We start from the raw sequence: 18735 nt of genomic DNA on the forward strand, positions 1-18735 counted from the left end.
GATGCTGGCGTGGAACCAAAAAACCTTTCTGATCGTCGACGATTTTTCCGACTTCCGCAGTTCGGTCCGCTCGATGCTGCGCGAGTTGGGCGTCAAGGCGGTGGACACTGCCGACACCGGCGAGGAGGCGCTGAAGATGTGCGCGCAGAAGCGCTACGACTTCATCCTCCACGACTTCAATCTGGGTGACGGCAAGAAGAACGGCCAGCAGGTGCTCGAAGACCTGATGTCCGATCGACTGATCAGCCACGAAAGCGTGTTCGTCATGGTCACTGCCGAGAACAGCCAGGCGATGGTGATGAGCGCGCTGGAGTGGGAGCCGGATGCGTACCTGACCAAGCCGTTCAACCGTGCGAGCCTGGCTCAGCGTCTGGAGAAGATCTCCCAGCGCAAGACCCTGCTCAAGCCGATCCTGCAAGCGCTTGACCGTGGCAATCCGACCGAGGTGTTGACGGCCTGTGCTGCGCTGACCAAGCAGGACCCACGTTTTGCGCCGCTGTGCCTGCGCTACAAAGCCGATGCACTGCGTGACCTCAATCAGCACGAGCCGCTCGAGGCCTTTCTCAAGTCGATCCTCGCCGACCGCCCGCAACCCTGGGCGTATGTGGCGCTGGGCAAGCTGCTGTTCAAGCGCGGGCGCAACGCTGAAGCGCAGGGCGTGTACGAAGAAGCGATTCGCGCCTTCAATGCCATGCCGGTGCTGTACGACGGGCTGGCCGACGTGTTGGTGGCCAGCGGCGACAACAAGCGTGCGCAGAAGATGCTGGAAGAGGCGGTGCGGTTATCGCCGTATGCGGTGCGCCGTCAGCGTCTGCTGGGCAAGCTGGCGCTGGAAAACGAGGACTTCGATGGTGCTTCGAAGGCCTATCGTCAGGCCGTTTCCCAAGGCCAGTTCTCCCGCTTCAAGGACCCGGAGACCAACCTCGGTTTTGCTCAGGCACTGATCAGCCGTGGCGGCGAGCGCGGGCTGGATGCCCGCACCCGCATCGAGATCAACCAGACCCTCACCGAAGTCGCCAAGGAAAACGGCAACGACGCCGGCCTGCAAGTGCGCGCGCGTCTGATGAAAGCCACCAGCGTCGCGTCCTCCGATCCGGAAATGGCCGCCAAGCTGACCGAGCAGGCAATGGAACGGCTTGAGGGCATGGAGCAGTTTCTCAGCGCCGATGCGGCGCTGGCGGTGGCTTCGCAGCTCAAGGCGCTCGGTCAGGAAGACGCTGGCGCGGGCATTCTGAAAAGCTGTGCCGAAATCTACGGCGACGATCCAGTGGTGATGCAGAACATCGCCAGGCAGACCGACGATCCCGAGATTCTCGGCGCCGGCAAAGCGGCCATCGATTTCAATATCCAGGGCATTCGCTGCTACCGCGCCGGCAAGCTCGGCGAGGCGCAGGACCTGTTCCGTCAGGGCCTGGCCCTGCAACCGAAGAACATCAGTATCGCCCTGAACATGGCGCAGTCATTGCTGCACATGGGCGTCCAGAATCTCGACGCGGCGAGCCTGGCGGAATGCCAGAGCAGTCTCAAGATGGTCGGCAAGATGCCGGAGACCGACCCGCGCTTCGAGCGTTTCCAGAAACTGCGACTCAGGGCTTTCGGCGAATGAAAGATCAGGATCTCGGGCTCGACTTCTCGATGGTGATTGCGTCCACCGTTCACGACATGAAGAACGCGCTGGGGTCGTTGATCCAGGCCCACGGCCAATGGGTCAAGCAGCTCCCGGAGGCCTGTCGTGGTACGCCGGATCAAGGCGTCATCGATTACGAGTTCGCCCACCTCAATGGCATGCTGGTGCAGTTGCTCGGGCTCTACAAGCTGGGGGTGAACCAGCTGCCGATGCGCCCCGATTATCACGAGCTGGATGACTTCATTGAAGCGCAGCTGGCGTTCCATCAGGAAGTGCTCGTCAGTCGTGGCATCACGGCGCGCTATGCGGTAAACGACTTCGGTCTGCCGGGCTTCTTTGATCGCGAGCTGGTCGGTTCAGTGGTGTCCAACGTGGTCATCAACGCCATTCGCTTTGCGCGCAGTGAAGTGTTGATTACGGCAGGGCAGGTCGGCGAGCAACTGGTGATCAGCATCAACGACGACGGACCGGGGTTTCCGCTACGCATGATCGAGGAACAGACCGATTACGTGCTGGGCATCAATCAGAACAGCGGGAGCACCGGGTTGGGCTTGTATTTCGCGGCGAACATCGCCAGACAGCATCAGCGCAAAGGCGTCCATGGCCACATCGAAATCGCCAACGGCGGCGAGCTGGGCGGCGGGCTGTTCAGCATTTATCTGCCCTGAGACTGTGTGCAGTCAGTAGGACCGGCTTCAGCCGGGAAGCCTTTGATCTGCTGTCGAGCTCAGCAAGACGCCCTTATTCGTTTTCACGAGGCTACAACTTCACCCCTTGCCCCAGCACCACATTCAGCGCGTTGCGCGCATCATCCAGTTGCACCAGCGTGGCGTGGTGAGCGCCCAGTGCATCGCGGTTTTCGATGGCGGTGAGGATCGCACGATGGCGTGGCAATGCCAGCTCGTGCAGGTTCGGGCGTTTGTTGGAATGCTTCAACGCCTCGCGCAAGGCCAGCGAGAGCATGTTGCACAAGTGCGCGAGCAAGTCGTTGTGGGTGGCGTCGGCGATGCGGCTGTGGAAATCGAGGTCCGGTTGCAGCACGTCTTCAACGGTCGGCGCGGCAGCCATGCGCTCGTAGGCCTCGCCGATGGCGGTGATGTCTTCAGGGGTCGCGTGTTGCGCGGCGAGGGCGGCGGCGGCCGGTTCGATGATGCTGCGCACGCTGGTGAGCAGGGCAAAAAACTCGTTTTGTGGCGAGCTTTGCATTAGCCAGTGCAGCACGTCGGGGTCGAGGATGTGCCATTCGCGGCGCGGCTTGACCACCGTGCCCACCCGTGGCCGGGAATACACCAGCCCTTTGGCGACCAACACCCGCGTGGCTTCGCGCAGCACAGGACGACTGACGGCATATTCTTCACAGAGCAGGGCTTCGGCGGGGAGTTTGTCATCGGGCTTGAAGCGGCCCGAGACAATCTGCATGCCGATGTCCTGGACAATGCGCGAGTGCATGCTTTTACGGTCGGAGGGCTTACGGTAATCCATGGGGCGCGGGGCAATCCTGAGCGGTGAATGCGGCGCATCATAGCATTGGCGGACAAAGAGACGCGCCGCTCGAAATGACCCGGATTGGTTGCGGCTGAACAAACTGGATTCCCGCGACTGACGCAGATCCTGTGGGAGCGAGCCTGCTCGCGAAAGCGTCAGTCCAGCCGCTGCATCTTTAATGGCGGAAAATCAGCATTCGCGAGCAAGCTCGCTCCCACGAGACCGTGGGTGACTTGAGATTTCGAGCCATGCCGAGGACCTGTGGGAGTGAGCTTGCTCACGAAGAAGCCAGTCCAGCCGCTGGACATCTAGCGGCTGGAAGTCAGCATTCGCGAGCAAGGTGGAGCGCCACCCCGGTCGCTTCCGCAGGGCCGGCGGCGTGGCGCATTCAATCAATGGCTCTCAATCAATGGGAATGCCGTGGCACTTCCGAGCCGCGCATGCCGACCAGGAAGTCGAAGTCGCAACCCTGATCCGCCTGCATCACATGATCGATGTACAGCTGACGATATCCGCCGATCAGCAGCTGTGGCGGTGCCTGCCAATCGGCCAGACGCGCGGCCAGTTCCGCTTCCGGGATGTCCAGGTGCAAGCGGCCGGTCGCGCAATCCAGTTCGATGAAATCGCCTTCCTGCACCACCGCCAACGGACCACCCGCTGCTGCTTCGGGCGCCACGTGCAAAACCACAGTCCCATACGCCGTGCCGCTCATGCGCGCATCGGAAATCCGCACCATGTCGGTTACGCCTTGGGCCAGCAGCTTGGCCGGCAGACCCATGTTCCCGACTTCGGCCATGCCCGGATAACCCTTTGGCCCGCAGTTCTTCATCACCAGAATGCTGCTGGCATCCACGTCCAGATCCGGATCGTTGATGCGCGCCTTGTACATGTCGAAGTTTTCGAACACCACCGCGCGACCCCGGTGCTTCATCAGCGCAGGCGTGGCAGCGGACGGTTTGAGCACCGCACCCAGCGGCGCAAGGTTGCCGCGCAGCACGCAGATACCGCCATCGGCCACTAGCGGATTGTCGATGGCGCGGATCACTTCGTCGTCGCCATAGATCGGCGAGTTCTGCACGTTTTCCCACAGCGTCTTGCCGTTGGCGGTCAAGGCGTCGGGGTGGGGAATCAGGTTGTTCTCGCCGAGACGACGCAACACCGCAGGCAGGCCGCCAGCGTAGTAGAACTCTTCCATCAGGAAGCGCCCGGAAGGCTGCAGGTCCACCAGCGTCGGCGTGCCGCGACCAATGCGGGTCCAGTCGTCCAGTTCCAGGTCCACGCCGATGCGACCGGCGATGGCCTTGAGGTGGATAACAGCGTTGGTCGAACCACCGATGGCCGCGTTGACGCGAATGGCGTTTTCAAAGGCTTCGCGGGTCAGGATTTTCGACAGGCGCAGGTCTTCGTTGACCATTTGCACCGCGCGCATGCCGGACATGTGCGCCAGGACGTAACGGCGTGAATCGACGGCAGGAATCGCCGCGTTGTGCGGCAGCGACGTACCCAGCGCTTCGGCCATGCACGCCATGGTCGAAGCGGTGCCCATGGTGTTGCAGGTACCGGCCGAGCGCGACATGCCGGATTCGGCGGAGAGAAATTCGTCGAGGCTGATCTGCCCGGCTTTATAGGATTCGTGCATCTGCCAGACGATGGTGCCGGCGCCGATGTCCTTGCCCTTGTGCTTGCCGTTGAGCATCGGCCCGCCGGTGACGACGATGGCCGGGATGTCACAGCTGGCAGCGCCCATCAACAGGGCAGGGGTGGTCTTGTCGCAACCGGTCAGCAGCACCACGCCGTCGATGGGATTGCCTCGAATGGCCTCTTCAACGTCCATGCTCGCCAGGTTGCGGGTCAGCATGGCGGTCGGGCGCAGGTTCGATTCGCCGTTGGAGAAGACCGGAAATTCAACCGGGAAACCACCGGCTTCGATCACGCCGCGTTTGACATGTTCGGCGATGGTGCGGAAGTGGGCGTTGCAGGGGGTGAGTTCGGACCAGGTGTTGCAGATGCCGATGATCGGCTTGCCCTGGAACTGATGGTCGGCGATGCCCTGGTTCTTCATCCAGCTGCGGTACATGAAGCCGTTCTTGTCGGCGGTACCGAACCACTGGGCGGAGCGCAGCACGGGTTTCTTGGCGGAATCAGACATAAATCAGCACTCTTATTGTTAGGCTTTATTTGTAAGACTAAAGGCTGCAGGTGCTGACTAAAATAGGCCGAAAATGTCGCGAGTGGAAGAGTTGTAGTCTTAAATAGTAATACTATATAGTCGATCTCAACCGAGGGACGACCCTGCCGGCTTCATCCGCAGCAATGCGCACACGAAGGCAGAGGCGATCCCCGCAGGCTTCCATAACAAAAACAATGAGGACCGCATCCATGAGCCAGGAACTCAGGCTTATTCGTCGCATCACCCTGAAACTCATTCCCTTTCTGATCCTGCTCTACCTGATCGCTTATGTGGATCGCTCCGCCGTCGGCTTCGCCAAGCTGCACATGGGCGCGGACGTCGGCATCGGTGACGCGGCCTATGGCATGGGCGCCGGCCTGTTCTTCATTGGCTACTTCCTGTTGGAAATCCCCAGCAACCTGATGCTCGAACGCTTTGGCGCGCGGCGCTGGTTCGCGCGGATCATGCTCACCTGGGGCGCGATCACCATGGGCATGGCCTTCGTCCAGGGTCCGACCAGCTTCTATGTCATGCGCTTTCTGCTCGGCGGGGCCGAGGCGGGCTTCTTCCCCGGCGTTCTGTACTACATCACCCAATGGTTTCCGGTCCGCCATCGCGGCAAGATCCTCGGCCTGTTCATCCTTTCCCAACCCATCGCGATGATGATCACCGGCCCGATTTCCGGCGGTTTGCTCGGCATGGAAGGCGTGGCCGGTCTGCACGGCTGGCAGTGGCTGTTCCTGTGCATCGGCGCGCCGGCGATCCTGCTGACCTTGCCGGTGTTGCGCTGGTTGCCTGATGGCCCGAAAGACGTGAAGTGGATGGATCCGGTCGAGAAACAATGGCTCGCCGGCGAGCTGAAAAAAGACCTGGAAGAATACGGCCAGACCCGCCACGGCAACCCCTTGCATGCGCTCAAAGACAAACGCGTTCTGCTGCTGGCGCTGTTTTATCTCCCCGTCACGCTGAGCATTTATGGCCTGGGCTTGTGGCTGCCGACGCTGATCAAACAGTTTGGCGGCAGTGACCTGACCACGGGCTTCATTTCTGCGGTGCCGTACATCTTTGGCATCGTCGGCCTGTTGATCGTCCCGCGCAGCTCCGATCGGCTCAATGACCGCTATGGTCATCTGGCGGTGCTGTACGTGATCGGCGCCATCGGTTTGTTCCTCAGCGCTTACCTGACGGTGCCGGTTTTGCAACTGGCGGCGCTGTCGCTGGTGGCGTTCTCGCTGTTTTCCTGCACGGCAGTGTTCTGGACACTGCCCGGTCGTTTCTTCGCCGGCGCCAGTGCCGCAGCGGGCATTGCGCTGATCAACTCGGTGGGCAATCTGGGCGGCTACATCGGGCCCTTCGTCATCGGCTGGCTGAAAGAACTGACCGGCAACCTGGCCAGCGGCTTGTACTTCCTCTCATGCGTGATGATCTGCGGCCTGATTCTGACCGGTGTGGTCTACCGTGTTCTGGAACGCAAGCACGCCTTGCCCGAATCGAAATTTGCCGCCAGCGCGCGCGGCTCTCGTTAACCTCAGGCCGCTCTGTGGGGCGGCCGTGTAGACCCCAAACAGGAGAACCCCATGCATTTAGTACAGTTCGAACTGGGCAACGGCCAGCGTCGCGTCGGTCTGGTGGACGGTCCGCTGGTGCGCGAAATCCAGGGCGCCACCAGCACCCGTGACCTGGCCCTGGCGGCCATCGACAAGAAGATCTCCCTCGCCGAGCAGGTTGACAGCCTGGGCCTGGGGGATAACCACGATTACTCGCAGCTGCGTGCCGATCTGATGATCCTGCCGCCGCTGGATCACCCTGATCCGGCGCACTTGCTGGTCAGCGGCACCGGGCTCACCCATCTGGGCAGCGCGTCGGCGCGGGACAAAATGCACCAGCAGGGCAATGACGAAGCGGGCATGACCGACACCATGCGCATCTTCAAATGGGGCCTGGAAGGCGGCAAGCCAGCAGCCGGTCAGCCAGGCGTGCAGCCGGAGTGGTTCTACAAGGGCGACGGCAGCATCGTCATCCGTCCGGGCGAGTCGTTCCCGCAGCCCCCCTTCTCCGAAGACGCCGGCGAAGAGCCCGAGCTGAGCGGCCTGTACGTGATCGGTCACGACGGCAAGCCTTACCGCCTGGGTTTCGCCATCGGCAATGAATTCTCCGATCACATCATGGAGCGCAAGAACTACCTGTACCTGGCCCATTCCAAGCTGCGCGCCTGCTCCTTCGGCCCGGAGCTGCGGGTCGGCGATCTGCCGCAGAACCTGGCGGGCACCAGCCGCATCCATCGCGACGGGCAGGTGCTGTGGGAGAAGGAGTTCTTGAGCGGCGAGGCCAACATGTGCCACAGCCTGGAAAACCTCGAATACCACCACTTCAAATACGCCCAGTTCCTGCGGCCGGGGGATGTGCATGTGCATTTCTTCGGCACCGCGACGCTGTCGTTTGCCGATGGCATCAAGACGCAGCCGGGGGACAAGTTCGAGATCAGCCAGCATGAGTTTGGTGCGCCGTTGATCAACGGCATTGCGCCGGCCGAGGCGGTTTTCCAGCCGGGTGGCATCAAGCAGCTTTGATGTCCCGCTCTTGCGGAACGCTTGAATGGCCAGGACTGCATGCGTGGTGATTCGCCGCGTTGCAGAAATCCTGTAGGAGTGAGCGTGCTCGCGAAGCGGTGATCCAGTCACTGAAAGGGGTGACCGGAATTTCGCTATCGCGAGCAAGCTCACTCCTACAGTGGCTGGCTGCTGCGCTCGATACGACACCCATAAAAACAAAACGAGGTGCGACCCATGACCGCCACTGCCATCCCGCTGGAACGCCTTGATGCCGACGCCCTCGAGGACAGCATCTACCGCAAGGTGAGCTGGCGAATCGTGCCGTTGTTCATCGCCTGTTTCCTGTTTGCCTACCTGGACCGCGTCAACATCAGCTTTGCCAAGCTGCAGATGGCCAGCGACCTTGGCTTCAGTGAAACCGTTTACGGCCTGGGCGCGAGCCTGTTCTTCGTCGGCTACTTCCTGTTCGAAGTGCCGAGCAACGTGCTGCTGCACAAGATCGGCGCGCGGATCTGGATCGCGCGGATCATGGTCTCGTGGGGCATCGCGTCCGCCTGCATGATGTTCGTGCAGACCGAATTCTGGTTCTACACGCTGCGCTTTCTGATCGGCGTGATGGAAGCCGGCTTCGTCCCCGGCGTCCTGTATTTCTTCACCCAGTGGTATCCGGGCTCACGTCGGGCGCGGGTGAACTCCTACTTCAAAAGCTCCATCTGCCTGTGCGGGATCGTCGGCGGTCCGATTGCCGGGCTGATCCTCGGTCACTTCGACGGCGTCATGGGCCTGGCCGGCTGGCGCTGGCTGTTCCTGATCGAAGGCATCCCGTCCATCCTGCTCGGCGCCGTGGTGTTCTGGCTGGTCAAGGACCGTATCGAAGACGCCACCTGGCTCAGTGATCAGGAGAAACAGGTGGTGCTGGCGCGCATGGCGAAAGAGGCCCAGCCCGTCGTCAAGCAGACCGTCAAAGACATCTGGAAACACCCGACCACCTACGTGATGTCAGGCATTTACCTGTGTCTGGTCATGGCGCTGACCGGGCTGTTGTTCTGGATGCCGCAGCTGATCAAAACCGCTGGCGTGACCGACACCCTGAATATTGGTCTGCTGACAGTGATTCCGTACGTGGGCGCGGTGATCGGCAACCTGCTGATCGGCGCCAGCTCCGACCGCCACGGCGAGCGCCGCTGGCACATGGCGGGCTGCGCGACGCTGACTGCTGCGGGCTATCTGGTCTGTGCGTTGTTTCCCGGGCAACTGGTGCCGTTGATGATCGGCATGACCATGATCATGACTGGCATCATCGCCTGGATGCCGATCTTCTGGACCATCCCGCCGCGCTTCCTCACCGGTATCGCTGCCGCTGCGGGCATCGCGCTCATCAACTCCCTCGGGCAACTGGGCGGGATCATCGCGCCGTTCATGGTCGGCCGCATCAAGGACCTCACCGGCACGGCGACCCCGGCGCTGTTCGCGTTATTCGCCGTCAGCGTGCTGGCCATCGCGCTGATCGTCTGGGGTATCCCGTCCCGCTACTACGTGAAGGAAGCGGTTCAGGACTGAACCTGCGGTCGTCAGACGCCGAGGCCAGCGCTTCGGCGTCTTTTCACCTATCATTCGCGCTTTCACTGATGCGAACCACTGCCATGACCACCACACCGCAATCCCTGCGCACTGAGCTCCAGACCGCGCTGACCGCCCAGAGCATGATCGAAATCGACGGCCTGCACGCTTTCGAATTCACCCTCGATGAAATGCTCCAGATCGAAAGCATGGACGGCCGCGAGCGCAAGGTCTGGTGTTTCTCCCTGGCGCAGATCGACGCCGCCGAATTCGATGCCGCGTTGCAAAGCTGGGTCATCAACGACGGCAACGCCGACCACCGCATTGTCGTGCTGCAAGGGATTGCGGCGAGTGACGAGGATGACGATGAAGAGGGCGAGCAGGAGTAACCGCGCACTATTGGGCTGCAGTGAATATCGAGGGGACTGATTTATTTACAACGCTTCACCGTAAATCAATCTGTCCCCGGGCGCGCGACGCCCAACCATAAATCAATCCAGCCCCGCCAAGCGCCATGTCCCCGCAGTTTCACAGCACCCACTTGGCAACTACTCTACGCAATACGCTGTCATAGCCCGTGACCATCTGCGTGCACGGCGCGCCAACAACTCCAAAAAGAGAACAGCCCAATGACTCCCAGACTTCTGCCGTGGTTAGCGCTCGCCAGCAGCCTTTCCGCGCTCTCCGTTCAGGCCAAACCCATGACTGATTACGACGTACTGGTCGGTTCCTATACCGCCGGCGCCAGCGAAGGCATTTACCGCTTCGGCTTCAACACCCAGACCGGCCAGCTCGACGCCAAACCGCATCAGGTGATCAAGAGCGACAACCCGTCCTGGCTGACGCTCTCCAAAGACCAGCGTCATATGTTCGCGGTCAACGAGAACGGCCCGGGCCAGAAAGACGTCGTCGGCAAGGTCAGCAGCTACGCGATCGACCCCAAGACCCACGCGGTGTCGTTCCTCAATCAGATCGACACCAAGGGCGAAGAGCCGACCCATTCCAGCCTGAGCCTGGACGGGCGTTTCCTCTTCGTCGCCAACTACGCCGTCCACCCGCAACCGGGTGGCGTGCTGGCGGTGGTGCCGGTGGGCAAGGACGGCAAACTGGCGCCTGTGGTGCAGACCACGACCCACGAAGCGAGCAAGGTGAATCCGGAGCGTCAGGCTTCGTCCCACGTTCACGCGGCGGTACCCACGCCCGACGGCAAGTACCTGATCGCCATGGACCTGGGCGCTGACAAGATGTTTGTCTTCAACTACGACGCCAAACAGCCTCAGCCGCTGAAGCCGGCGAAAGTGCCTTCAGTCGACCTGCCACCGGGCAGCGGTCCGCGCCACCTGACCTTCAGCAAAGACGGCAAGCACGCCTGGCTGACGATGGAAATGAGCGCCCAGGTCGCGGTGTTTGATTATCACGACGGCGTGTTCAAGCAGACCCAACTGGTTGACCTCGCCAACAAGGAAGGTCAACAAAACCGTGCCGCGGGTGGCCTGCACCCTTCGCCGGATGGCAAGTTCCTCTACGTTGCCAACCGTGGCGAAGTGAACGAGCTGCTGGTGTTCAGCATCGATGCCGCGAACGGCCAGCTCCAGGAAGTCCAGCGTCGCACCGTGGAAGGCAAGGAACCTCGCGAATTCGCCTTCGACCCGAGCGGCCACTTCGTGCTGATCGCCAACCAGAAAAGCAACCAGATCGTGACCGTCCGCGTTGACCCGAAAACCGGTCTGCTGGGCGACACCGTGCAGAAAGTCGACTTCGATTCGCCGTCCGACTTCCATTTCCTCACCGCACACTGACACCCCGTGACGCTTTGACGCAGGCCCATCCCTTGATTTTCAAGGGCTCTGGGCCTGTATCAATTCAGGTGATAAGGGCTAGTGCCAGAAAAAATTTTTTCCAGAACATCCTCGGGCGTAACTTTCATTCCACGGCCACGACGGTCAAGACTTGAAACGACACACCACAGCGAGGTACCCACCATGAACTTCAATATCTTCTCCATCATTGCCGCGTCCGCCATCTCCGCTACCGTTGCATTGCCTGCCAGTGCCAGTGTCGAAGCGACCGACAAAAAAGTCAGCTCGACCCAGAGTTACACCCCGAAGTACCTGCAACAAAGCGCCAACTTCTACGCCGCTCTGGATCACAAGATTCAACAATGAATAGTATTTCGAAGTGAATCCATTCCCCGTTAACGAACGTATCGTTGCCGGGGAATGGATTTGTAAGAACCTGATGTAAGCTGCAACTTCTTGATAATCGGAAAACGCTTTCGCGAGCAACTTCGTCTTCTACAGGTTGATGCGACCCACTGACCAATGCGTGTCAGGCCATGCATCAAGTGCCGGCGAGCTTGTTCGCGAAAGCGCTGAATTCCTCCCCTTTGATCCCCGTCTGCTGGATAAGTGATGGGGATTTTTTTGTGCATTGGATTCAAGGGGCGATGATGAACTTGTGGGAGCGAGCTTGCTCGCGAAGACTGCATTTCAGCCTCTGGAGATTTGGCGGATGTCCCAGCCTATTCGCGAGCAAGCTCACTCCCACTTGGATTGATGTAAATAGGACCAATGCGTTGGTCTATCAGCCTGATTAATTTCCCAAATAATCAACCCCATCGATCTTTTGAATCGCCAGCCATCGTTTTTTAACCCGCACAACTTCAAGCATTCTGGGCGCCTGAAACAGACACGTCCCGGAGCTTCAATCATGGCCACTGCCATCCTCAATTCAATTAAACACGGCGCATATACCGCCATCGCGTTGTATGTGGTTTTCATCGCAGTGGTTACCGTCATCAGCACGAATCCACAACTCAATGCTGCGTCGCCAATATCGACGCAAACAGCCTCCGTTGAATTCAATCGTGCGGCTGTTCAGTCCCAGGGGCGTGCGTCGTGAAAGGCGCGAACTTCTGGGTGATTGTGTTCTTTGCAGTGATCAACAACGGCTGCTCATTGCTTGGCCATGGCGAAGGGTCGGTGGGCGGTGTGGCGCGCAGCATGGAGTTCAAGACCGAGGTCGCGGAAGCGGTCGAGATGCAGCGCTCGCAGAAGCTCAATACGGGTAATCCGCCGCCACGGCACAGCGAGATGATTTCACCGATCTTTCAGTTGGACGTGGTGTAGCGAAGTGGTGAGGCTATTCAGCAACGCGCTGCAATCAGCGCTTGGCCATTGCATTGATGAACAGGTCCGAGGCGAGGAAGCGCTGTAACCAGCGTTGCAGGTGGGGGTAGGGGCTTTGCCAGAACCAGTCCGCATCCACCGCGCAAAATTGCCGTATGAACGGCGCTATGGCGATGTCGGCCAGGGTCAGTCGATCGGCGATCAGAAAGTCCCGTGACGTCAGTAATTCGTTCAGCCTGCGCAGAAACCTCTCACCCCGCTGGCGGTATTCTTCCTGCGTGAATTCGGGATAACGCACGGCGTATTTGTAGTGATCCAGATCCTGTTTGAAGCGGCTGTCGTTTTCCGCGATCAGCGCGGCGATCTGTTGCTGACCTTCGACGTTGCGTGCGAGGGACCAATCGTCCGGGTCATGCTGCGCCAGCGCCCAGCCCATGATGTCCAGGCTCTGCTCCAGCACCCGGTCTTCCAGCACCAGAACCGGCACAGTGCCCTTTGGTGATCGTTCGAGCATTTCAGCCGGTTTGGCCTTGAGGCTGACTTCCACGGTCTGCACCGGTACGCCGCAATACCCCAGCGCCATGCGAGCGCGCATGGCGTAGGGGCAGCGGCGGAACGAGTAGAGCGTCGGCACCGTCGATTCAGCGTGAGGCGCCGACGTCATGCTCAAGCCTCGGTCAGTTCGCCGCAATCGGCGATGACGACTTTCTTGCTGGTGCGGCCGGATTGCGAACCCAGCGCTTCGATGGCCTTGACCACGTCCATGCCTTCGATGACTTTGCCGAAGACGACGTGTTTGCCGTCCAGCCATTCGGTGACGATCGTGGTGATGAAGAACTGGCTGCCGTTGGTGTTCGGGCCAGCGTTGGCCATCGACAGGTCACCTGGGGCGGTGTGCTTGAGGGTGAAGTTTTCGTCTTCGAACTTGTTGCCGTAGATCGACTTGCCACCGGTGCCGTTGTGGTTAGTGAAATCACCGCCCTGCAGCATGAAGTTCTGGATCACGCGGTGGAAGGACGAACCCTTGTAGCTCAGGCCGTCGCCTTTTTCGCCGGTGCACAGCGCGCGAAAGTTTTCAGCGGTTTTCGGAACGACGTCGTTGTGCAGCTCCATGACGATGCGGCCCATTGGCTCGTCGTTGGCAGTGATGTCGAAGAATACTTTTGAGTTTGCCACGTGGTTTTACCTTCTTTCGAGTTTGGCGCGACTGTCGCGCAAGGGATACAGGGTTGCACAAAAACGCCATCAGGCGCGTCCGTGCGTCGTGAAAAAACGGATTAGCCGCTGCTGACCTCGACGGTGCTCAGGCCATTGCCCTGACGCCGCACCTGAATCTGCACGGGGATTCGCTCGTGCATTTCCTGCACGTGGGAGATTACCCCGACCTTGCGGCCCTGGGCCTGCAGCCCGTCGAGGGCGTCCATGGCCAGTTGCAGGGATTCGGGGTCAAGGCTGCCGAAGCCTTCGTCGATGAACAGCGATTCAATCTTCAGCGTGCTTGAAGCCATGGACGCCAGGCCCAGCGCCAGGGCGAGGGACACCAGGAAGGTTTCACCGCCCGAGAGCGAGTGAACCGAGCGCAGTTCGTCGCCCATTTCGGTGTCCATGACCAGCAGGCCGAGCATGCTGCCGCCGCGTTTCAGGCGATAGCGACGCACCAGCTGCTTGAGCTGCGCGTTGGCGTGGTGCACCAGCAGATCCAGGTTGTAGGCCTGGGCGATCTTGCGGAACGTATCGCCGGTGGCGGAGCCGATCAGCGCATTGAGTCGGGCCCAGCGCAGATATTCAGCATGCGCGTGGGCGATGCGCCCTTGCAGCTCGCTGCTGGCGTCGCGACGGCGGTTGTCTTCGCTGACCTGGGCGCGCAGGTCGGCGCACAGTTGATCTTGAACCACCGATTGCGCCTGCGCTTCGGTCAACGCGGCCAGTAACTGCTCGGCGTCGCCACTGTCGCTGTGCCGGGCCTGATGCTGCTGCAACTGCGCCGCGCGCTCTGCCACAAGAACCCTGGCTTGCTCCAGGGCTTTTTCGCTGGACTGCAATTGCTGACGCAACTCGCCAACGCTGTCGTCGCTCAGCCCCAGCAAGGCCTCAAGCGCGGCATCGTCGAGCTCGCTGTGGCTGCTGCGCCACTCGGCGATCTGCCGTTCGAGTTCTCCCAGCTCCTGTTCAAGGGCCTGCAAGCGGTGTTGCTCACCCTCCAGCTCTGCGGTGAGCTTGATCAGTTCGCTGCGCGCCGCTTGCAGTTCATGGGCGATGGCGTTTTGCGCCTCCCGCGCCTGCTCGACCGCCTGCTCAAGGGCGTGCTGCCAGCGCTCGGGTGACGCGTGGTCGCCGAGGGTCTGCGCCAGTTGCTGTTGCACTGTCTGGTGTTGCTGCTGACCGGCATCGAGTTGAGCCTGCAACTTTTGATGTTCTGCCGCGCGACTTTGCTGGGCAACCTGCTCGCGCTCGAGTTTTTGCGCGCGCTCGCTGTGCTCCTGCTGCTCGGTCTTTTGCTGATCGAGCTGCTCGACACGGGCGGCAATGTCGTTGTCCAGCTGCATGAAGCTCTGGGTCGCCGACTCGCGCCACTGGCTCAGGCTTTCGGCAGGCAGCAGCGGCTCAAACTCCTGCAGCGCCGCTTCGAAGCCCTGATTGTCGAGGGCGATATGGCGTTGCTGATCGTCCAGCAGCTTCATCGCCTGCTGACTGGCCTCGCGCGCATCGAGCACCTGCTGTTGCAGGGACTCGGCGTCCCGCTGCACTTTCAGCAGACGGGTCTGCCGCTGTTCGGCGCTGTGAATGTCCTGGGCCAGCTGATGCAGGCGTTCGCTCAGCCAGTCGCCGCGCAGGTGCTCGGGTTGCTCCAGCAAACGCGGATAGACCGGGTGAGCTTCCAGTTCAGGCGCCAGTCTTTCCAGCTGTTCGGCCAGTTGGTCCTGCTGCGGTTTGGACTGCTTGAGCTGGTTATTGAGTTCAGCGACTTCGGCGCGCAGCTCGGCCAGCTTTTCGCTGAGTTGCCCGACGGTTTGCCGGGCGCGTGCTTCTTCGCCGTCGTCGTGCCCCGACAGCGCTTCAAGCAGCGCGGCGGACTGGTGATAGGGATGTTCTTCGCTGCCGCACACCGGGCACGGTTGCTGATCGACCAATTGCTCGCGCAGTTGCTCGACACTGGCGCTGCGGGCCAGGCGCTGGCGTTGCAGCAGTTCAACGGTGACCTTCAGCGCCTGCTCGGCGGCTTCGTGTTCGGCCTTGAGTTTCAGGCCCTGAGCGATGCTTTGGGCGCGACGCTCGGTGGCCTGCTGCTGGCGGGTTTGCACGTCGAGCAGGCGGCCAGCGACGTCCTGATGCCGCTGCCACAGACGTTCAAGTGAGTCGCTGGCGCCGTGCTGCTGGCGGTTGTCCTGCAGCAGTTGTCCCAGCCGTTCGATCTCGTGGCTGACCGCGTCGGCCTTGACCTCGGCGTCGTCGTACAGCGCCTGCAACGCGCTGCGGCGTTCGCTTAGCGTCTGCTCGGCGAGGGTGGCGCTTTTCTCCAGCTGCGGCAGCTCGGCACGTCCCTGAATCAGGCGCGCGCTGAGCTGCACGGTTTGTTGCAGACGCGGCCGGTAGGCGCTCCACGACTGACTCAGCGTGGTCAGCGACGCGCTCTGCTCCAGCTGCTCGGCGATCGACTGCAAACGCCCTTCGACCTGGCGCTGCTGCTCGGCCAGTTGATCGAGGGTCGACTGACCTTCGGTGCTGGCCTGCTGCGCGGCACGCGTCTGCTCGCCGAGTTGTTGCAGCTCCTGATTCAGATGGTTGAGCTGGGCCTGCTGCTCGAACGCTTCACTCAGGGCCGGCCGCGCATTGAGCAGTTGTTCCTGCGCTTGCTGCAACGCGCCGTCGGCGCTGAGGCGTTTGCTGTCCAGCTCGGCAATGCGCCCATTGAGCCCGGTTTGCTTGAGCTGGTGGGCCTGAATCGCGCCGGTGAGCGGCGCGAGCTGAGCTTGAAGCCTGGACCGCTGACCGAACAGATGCCGCTGCGGCGCCAGACGCTCCAACAGCGCAAGCCGCTGACGATCGGCACTGTGCGCGTCCCACTTCTGCTGGGCGCTGGCGAGCTGTTCGTTGGCCGCCTGATGGCTGTCGCGCAGGCGATTCAATTCCTTGAACCACTGCTGCTTGAGCTCCAGCTGGCGCAGGTGCGCCTGTTGCAGTTTCAGTTGCTGCTGGGCGTCGTTGAAGCGCTGCTCAAGCTCGGCGCGCTGCTCAGGCTCCATCGGCGTCAGCGTGCCGGCCTGGGCCTGAAGGGTTTTCAGCGCTTCTTCGGCTTCCTTGCTTTTGCTGTAGGCGCGGCGGCCCAGCTGGCTGTAGATCGCCGTGTCGGTGAGCTTCTCCAGCAGTTCGCTGCGGTCTTTGTCGTCGGCCTTGAGGAAGGCGCTGAACTCGCTTTGCGCCAGCATCACCGCCCGGGTGAACTGTTCGAAGTTCAGCCCTAGGCGCGCTTCGAGCAGGGTCTTGTACTCGGTCTTGTTCTGCGTGCTGAGAATCTGCTCGCTGTCCAGGTCGATCAGTGTCTGGCGGCTGGCCTGGAGTTTTTTCGTGGCGTTGTCGCGGGCGCGGTTGGCTTCCCAGCGCGCGCGATACCGGCGCTTGTCGATGCCGACGAAATCCACCTCGGCGTAACCGCTGCCGGTGCCGCGACGCAGCAGGTTGCGCGGATCGTTGGTGCTGATATCCCCGTCGATCTCCGGCACGCGGGACTGGCCGATGTTGTTCAGCCGGGGAATCGCGCCGAACAGCGCCAGGCACAGGGCATCCAGCAGCGTGCTCTTGCCCGCGCCGGTGGGGCCGGTGATGGCGAACAGGCCGGCGCTGGCGAGGGGTTCGGCGGTGAAGTCCAGCTCAAACGGGCCAGCCAGCGAGGCGAGGTTTTTCAGGCGAATGGCGAGGATCTTCATGGCTGCTCGCTCTCCAGCTGCACGTCCTGAAGCAGGGTCGCAAAGTCCTGCAGCGTCTGTTCGTCGACCTCGCTGCCGTAGCTGTCCTGCCAGGCACGGCTGAACAGTTCCTGCGGGCTCAGTTGGTCCAGCTCGATCAAGTCTTGATTGGCGTCTTCATCGCGACCGCCCTTGCCGGCGTATTCGGCGGCGATGCGCACCAGTCGCACGGCCTTGCCTTCCAGCGCGGCCTCAATCTGGTTGCGCAGATCCGGCTGCGGCTCGTCAAGGCGCACGCGGACTTCGAGCCACGGTTGACGGTCGACGTCGGCCAGCAGGTCGATGTCCGGGAGATCCCGCAGTTGCAGCAACAGCTCGGCCAAGCTTGCCGGGCCGACCCGTTGCAGGTTCACGGCGCGGGGGATCAGCAGCGGTTTGACGCTGACCAGTGTGTCGCCGTCGCACTCGATTTCGAGGATCTGGTGCTGGTAGCCGATTTCCGAAAACGACAGGGGAATCGGCGAGCCGCAGTAGCGAATGCGGTCTTCGCCATTGATTCGCTGGGGTTTGTGCAGATGACCCAGGGCCACGTAGGTGATGCTCTCGCCGAACAGGCTGGCGGGCAGGGCTTCGGCGTTGCCGATGATCAGGCTGCGTTCGGAGTCTTCCGACACCGAGCCGCCGGCCATGTGCGCGTGGCTGATAGCGATCAGCGCCTGGCCTTTCTTGCGCCGCCGGTTCGCGGCGGCGATGAGCATTTCGTGGACCTGCCCGATGCCGCGCAGATAGTTGTCGCCCAACGCGGCGCCGGTCACTTCGGCGGGGCGCAGGAAAGGCAGCGCCAGGCACCAGCCGACGACTTTGCCCTTGGCATTGCTCAGTGGCAGCAACAGGCGATCGACGTCGAGCACGCCATCGTCGAGCCAGAGCACCCGGCCCAGGGCGTGGGTGCGCAGGCGTCGCATCAGCGGCGCGGGCAGTTCGATGCGCGAGCCCGAGTCGTGGTTGCCGGCGATCATGACGATGGTCAGCTGCGGGTTCTGCTCGTGGGCGCTGACGATGAAATCGTACAGGCGCTCCTGGGATTTGACCGACGGATTGACCGTGTCAAAGATGTCGCCGGCGATCAGCAGGACATCCGGTTTGCGCTCGGCCAGACGGGCCAGCAGCCAGGTCAGAAAGCTGGCGTGTTCGAAATCTCGCTCCTGACCATGAAGGTTCTGGCCGAGGTGCCAGTCGGAGGTGTGGAACAGACGCATGGGGGTACCTTGGTTTAACGATCAGCCTGTTTTCCAGTGTTGCCGGAAAA

At 61.5% G+C, this 18735-nt stretch carries 16 protein-coding genes; 10 read left to right on the forward strand and 6 right to left on the reverse strand.

Features of this window, described 5'->3' with window-relative positions; genetic code table 11:
- The first annotated feature begins 1 nt into the window (after position 1).
- Both AC07RO_RS10340 and AC07RO_RS10345 read left to right on the forward strand, forming a co-directional pair.
- Entirely contained in the window at positions 2 to 1606 is a 1605-nt protein-coding gene (locus AC07RO_RS10340; RefSeq protein ID WP_495085946.1) for a response regulator, read from the forward strand.
- Entirely contained in the window at positions 1603 to 2295 is a 693-nt protein-coding gene (locus AC07RO_RS10345) for a sensor histidine kinase (RefSeq protein ID WP_282372427.1), read from the forward strand. Before AC07RO_RS10340 ends, AC07RO_RS10345 begins: the two co-directional genes overlap by 4 nt.
- Positions 2296 to 2386: 91 nt before the next feature.
- Here AC07RO_RS10345 and AC07RO_RS10350 read toward each other — a convergent pair whose 3' ends face one another.
- Entirely contained in the window at positions 2387 to 3109 is a 723-nt protein-coding gene (locus tag AC07RO_RS10350; protein ID WP_133773389.1) for a FadR/GntR family transcriptional regulator, read from the reverse strand.
- Between the two features lie 409 nt (positions 3110 to 3518).
- Positions 3519 to 5261 carry an IlvD/Edd family dehydratase gene (locus tag AC07RO_RS10355; protein WP_346625420.1) on the reverse strand — a complete coding sequence of 581 codons (1743 nt, stop codon included), beginning with the start codon at positions 5259 to 5261 and terminating at the stop codon, positions 3519 to 3521.
- A gap of 230 nt (positions 5262 to 5491) precedes the next feature.
- Between AC07RO_RS10355 and AC07RO_RS10360 the strand changes: the two genes are divergently transcribed.
- The 8 genes from AC07RO_RS10360 (at position 5492) to AC07RO_RS10395 (ending at position 12522) form a co-directional block, all read left to right on the forward strand.
- Positions 5492 to 6808, forward strand: a complete 1317-nt coding sequence (locus AC07RO_RS10360; RefSeq protein WP_495085947.1) for an MFS transporter — start codon at positions 5492 to 5494, stop codon at positions 6806 to 6808.
- Between the two features lie 51 nt (positions 6809 to 6859).
- Positions 6860 to 7852 (forward strand): AraD1 family protein, encoded by a 993-nt coding sequence (gene araD1 / locus AC07RO_RS10365; RefSeq protein WP_192171021.1) that lies wholly within the window; start codon positions 6860 to 6862, stop codon positions 7850 to 7852.
- Positions 7853 to 8068: 216 nt separating this feature from the next.
- Positions 8069 to 9394: an MFS transporter gene (locus AC07RO_RS10370; protein WP_423572652.1), complete on the forward strand. Its 1326-nt coding sequence runs from the start codon at positions 8069 to 8071 to the stop codon at positions 9392 to 9394.
- 83 nt (positions 9395 to 9477) lie between these two features.
- Positions 9478 to 9783: a DUF5629 family protein gene (locus AC07RO_RS10375; RefSeq protein ID WP_495085948.1), complete on the forward strand. Its 306-nt coding sequence runs from the start codon at positions 9478 to 9480 to the stop codon at positions 9781 to 9783.
- 240 nt (positions 9784 to 10023) lie between these two features.
- Positions 10024 to 11193, forward strand: a complete 1170-nt coding sequence (locus tag AC07RO_RS10380; RefSeq protein ID WP_495085949.1) for a lactonase family protein — start codon at positions 10024 to 10026, stop codon at positions 11191 to 11193.
- Positions 11194 to 11376: 183 nt separating this feature from the next.
- Positions 11377 to 11559: a hypothetical protein gene (locus tag AC07RO_RS10385; protein WP_074890378.1), complete on the forward strand. Its 183-nt coding sequence runs from the start codon at positions 11377 to 11379 to the stop codon at positions 11557 to 11559.
- A gap of 544 nt (positions 11560 to 12103) precedes the next feature.
- Entirely contained in the window at positions 12104 to 12295 is a 192-nt protein-coding gene (locus AC07RO_RS10390) for a hypothetical protein (RefSeq protein ID WP_346625416.1), read from the forward strand.
- Positions 12292 to 12522, forward strand: coding sequence for a hypothetical protein (locus AC07RO_RS10395; RefSeq protein WP_346631101.1), 231 nt, complete (start codon positions 12292 to 12294; stop codon positions 12520 to 12522). The genes AC07RO_RS10390 and AC07RO_RS10395 overlap by 4 nt, the downstream gene beginning before the upstream one ends.
- A 34-nt stretch (positions 12523 to 12556) precedes the next feature.
- Here the strand turns inward: AC07RO_RS10395 and AC07RO_RS10400 are convergent, their stop codons facing one another.
- From AC07RO_RS10400 to AC07RO_RS10415, 4 genes are all read right to left on the reverse strand, one after another.
- Entirely contained in the window at positions 12557 to 13186 is a 630-nt protein-coding gene (locus tag AC07RO_RS10400) for a glutathione S-transferase (RefSeq protein ID WP_495085950.1), read from the reverse strand.
- A 2-nt stretch (positions 13187 to 13188) separates the two neighbouring features.
- A complete protein-coding gene (locus AC07RO_RS10405) occupies positions 13189 to 13698 on the reverse strand; it encodes a peptidylprolyl isomerase (protein WP_037013702.1) in 510 nt (169 codons plus the stop codon).
- A gap of 101 nt (positions 13699 to 13799) precedes the next feature.
- Positions 13800 to 17447 (reverse strand): AAA family ATPase, encoded by a 3648-nt coding sequence (locus tag AC07RO_RS10410; RefSeq protein WP_495085951.1) that lies wholly within the window; start codon positions 17445 to 17447, stop codon positions 13800 to 13802.
- On the reverse strand, positions 17444 to 18685 hold the full coding sequence (locus tag AC07RO_RS10415; protein WP_495085952.1) for an exonuclease SbcCD subunit D C-terminal domain-containing protein: 1242 nt from the start codon (positions 18683 to 18685) through the stop codon (positions 17444 to 17446). The genes AC07RO_RS10410 and AC07RO_RS10415 overlap by 4 nt, the downstream gene beginning before the upstream one ends.
- Positions 18686 to 18735 lie beyond the last annotated feature (50 nt).

The sequence above is a fragment of the Pseudomonas sp. GW821-FHT07F05 genome (genome assembly GCF_059418765.1).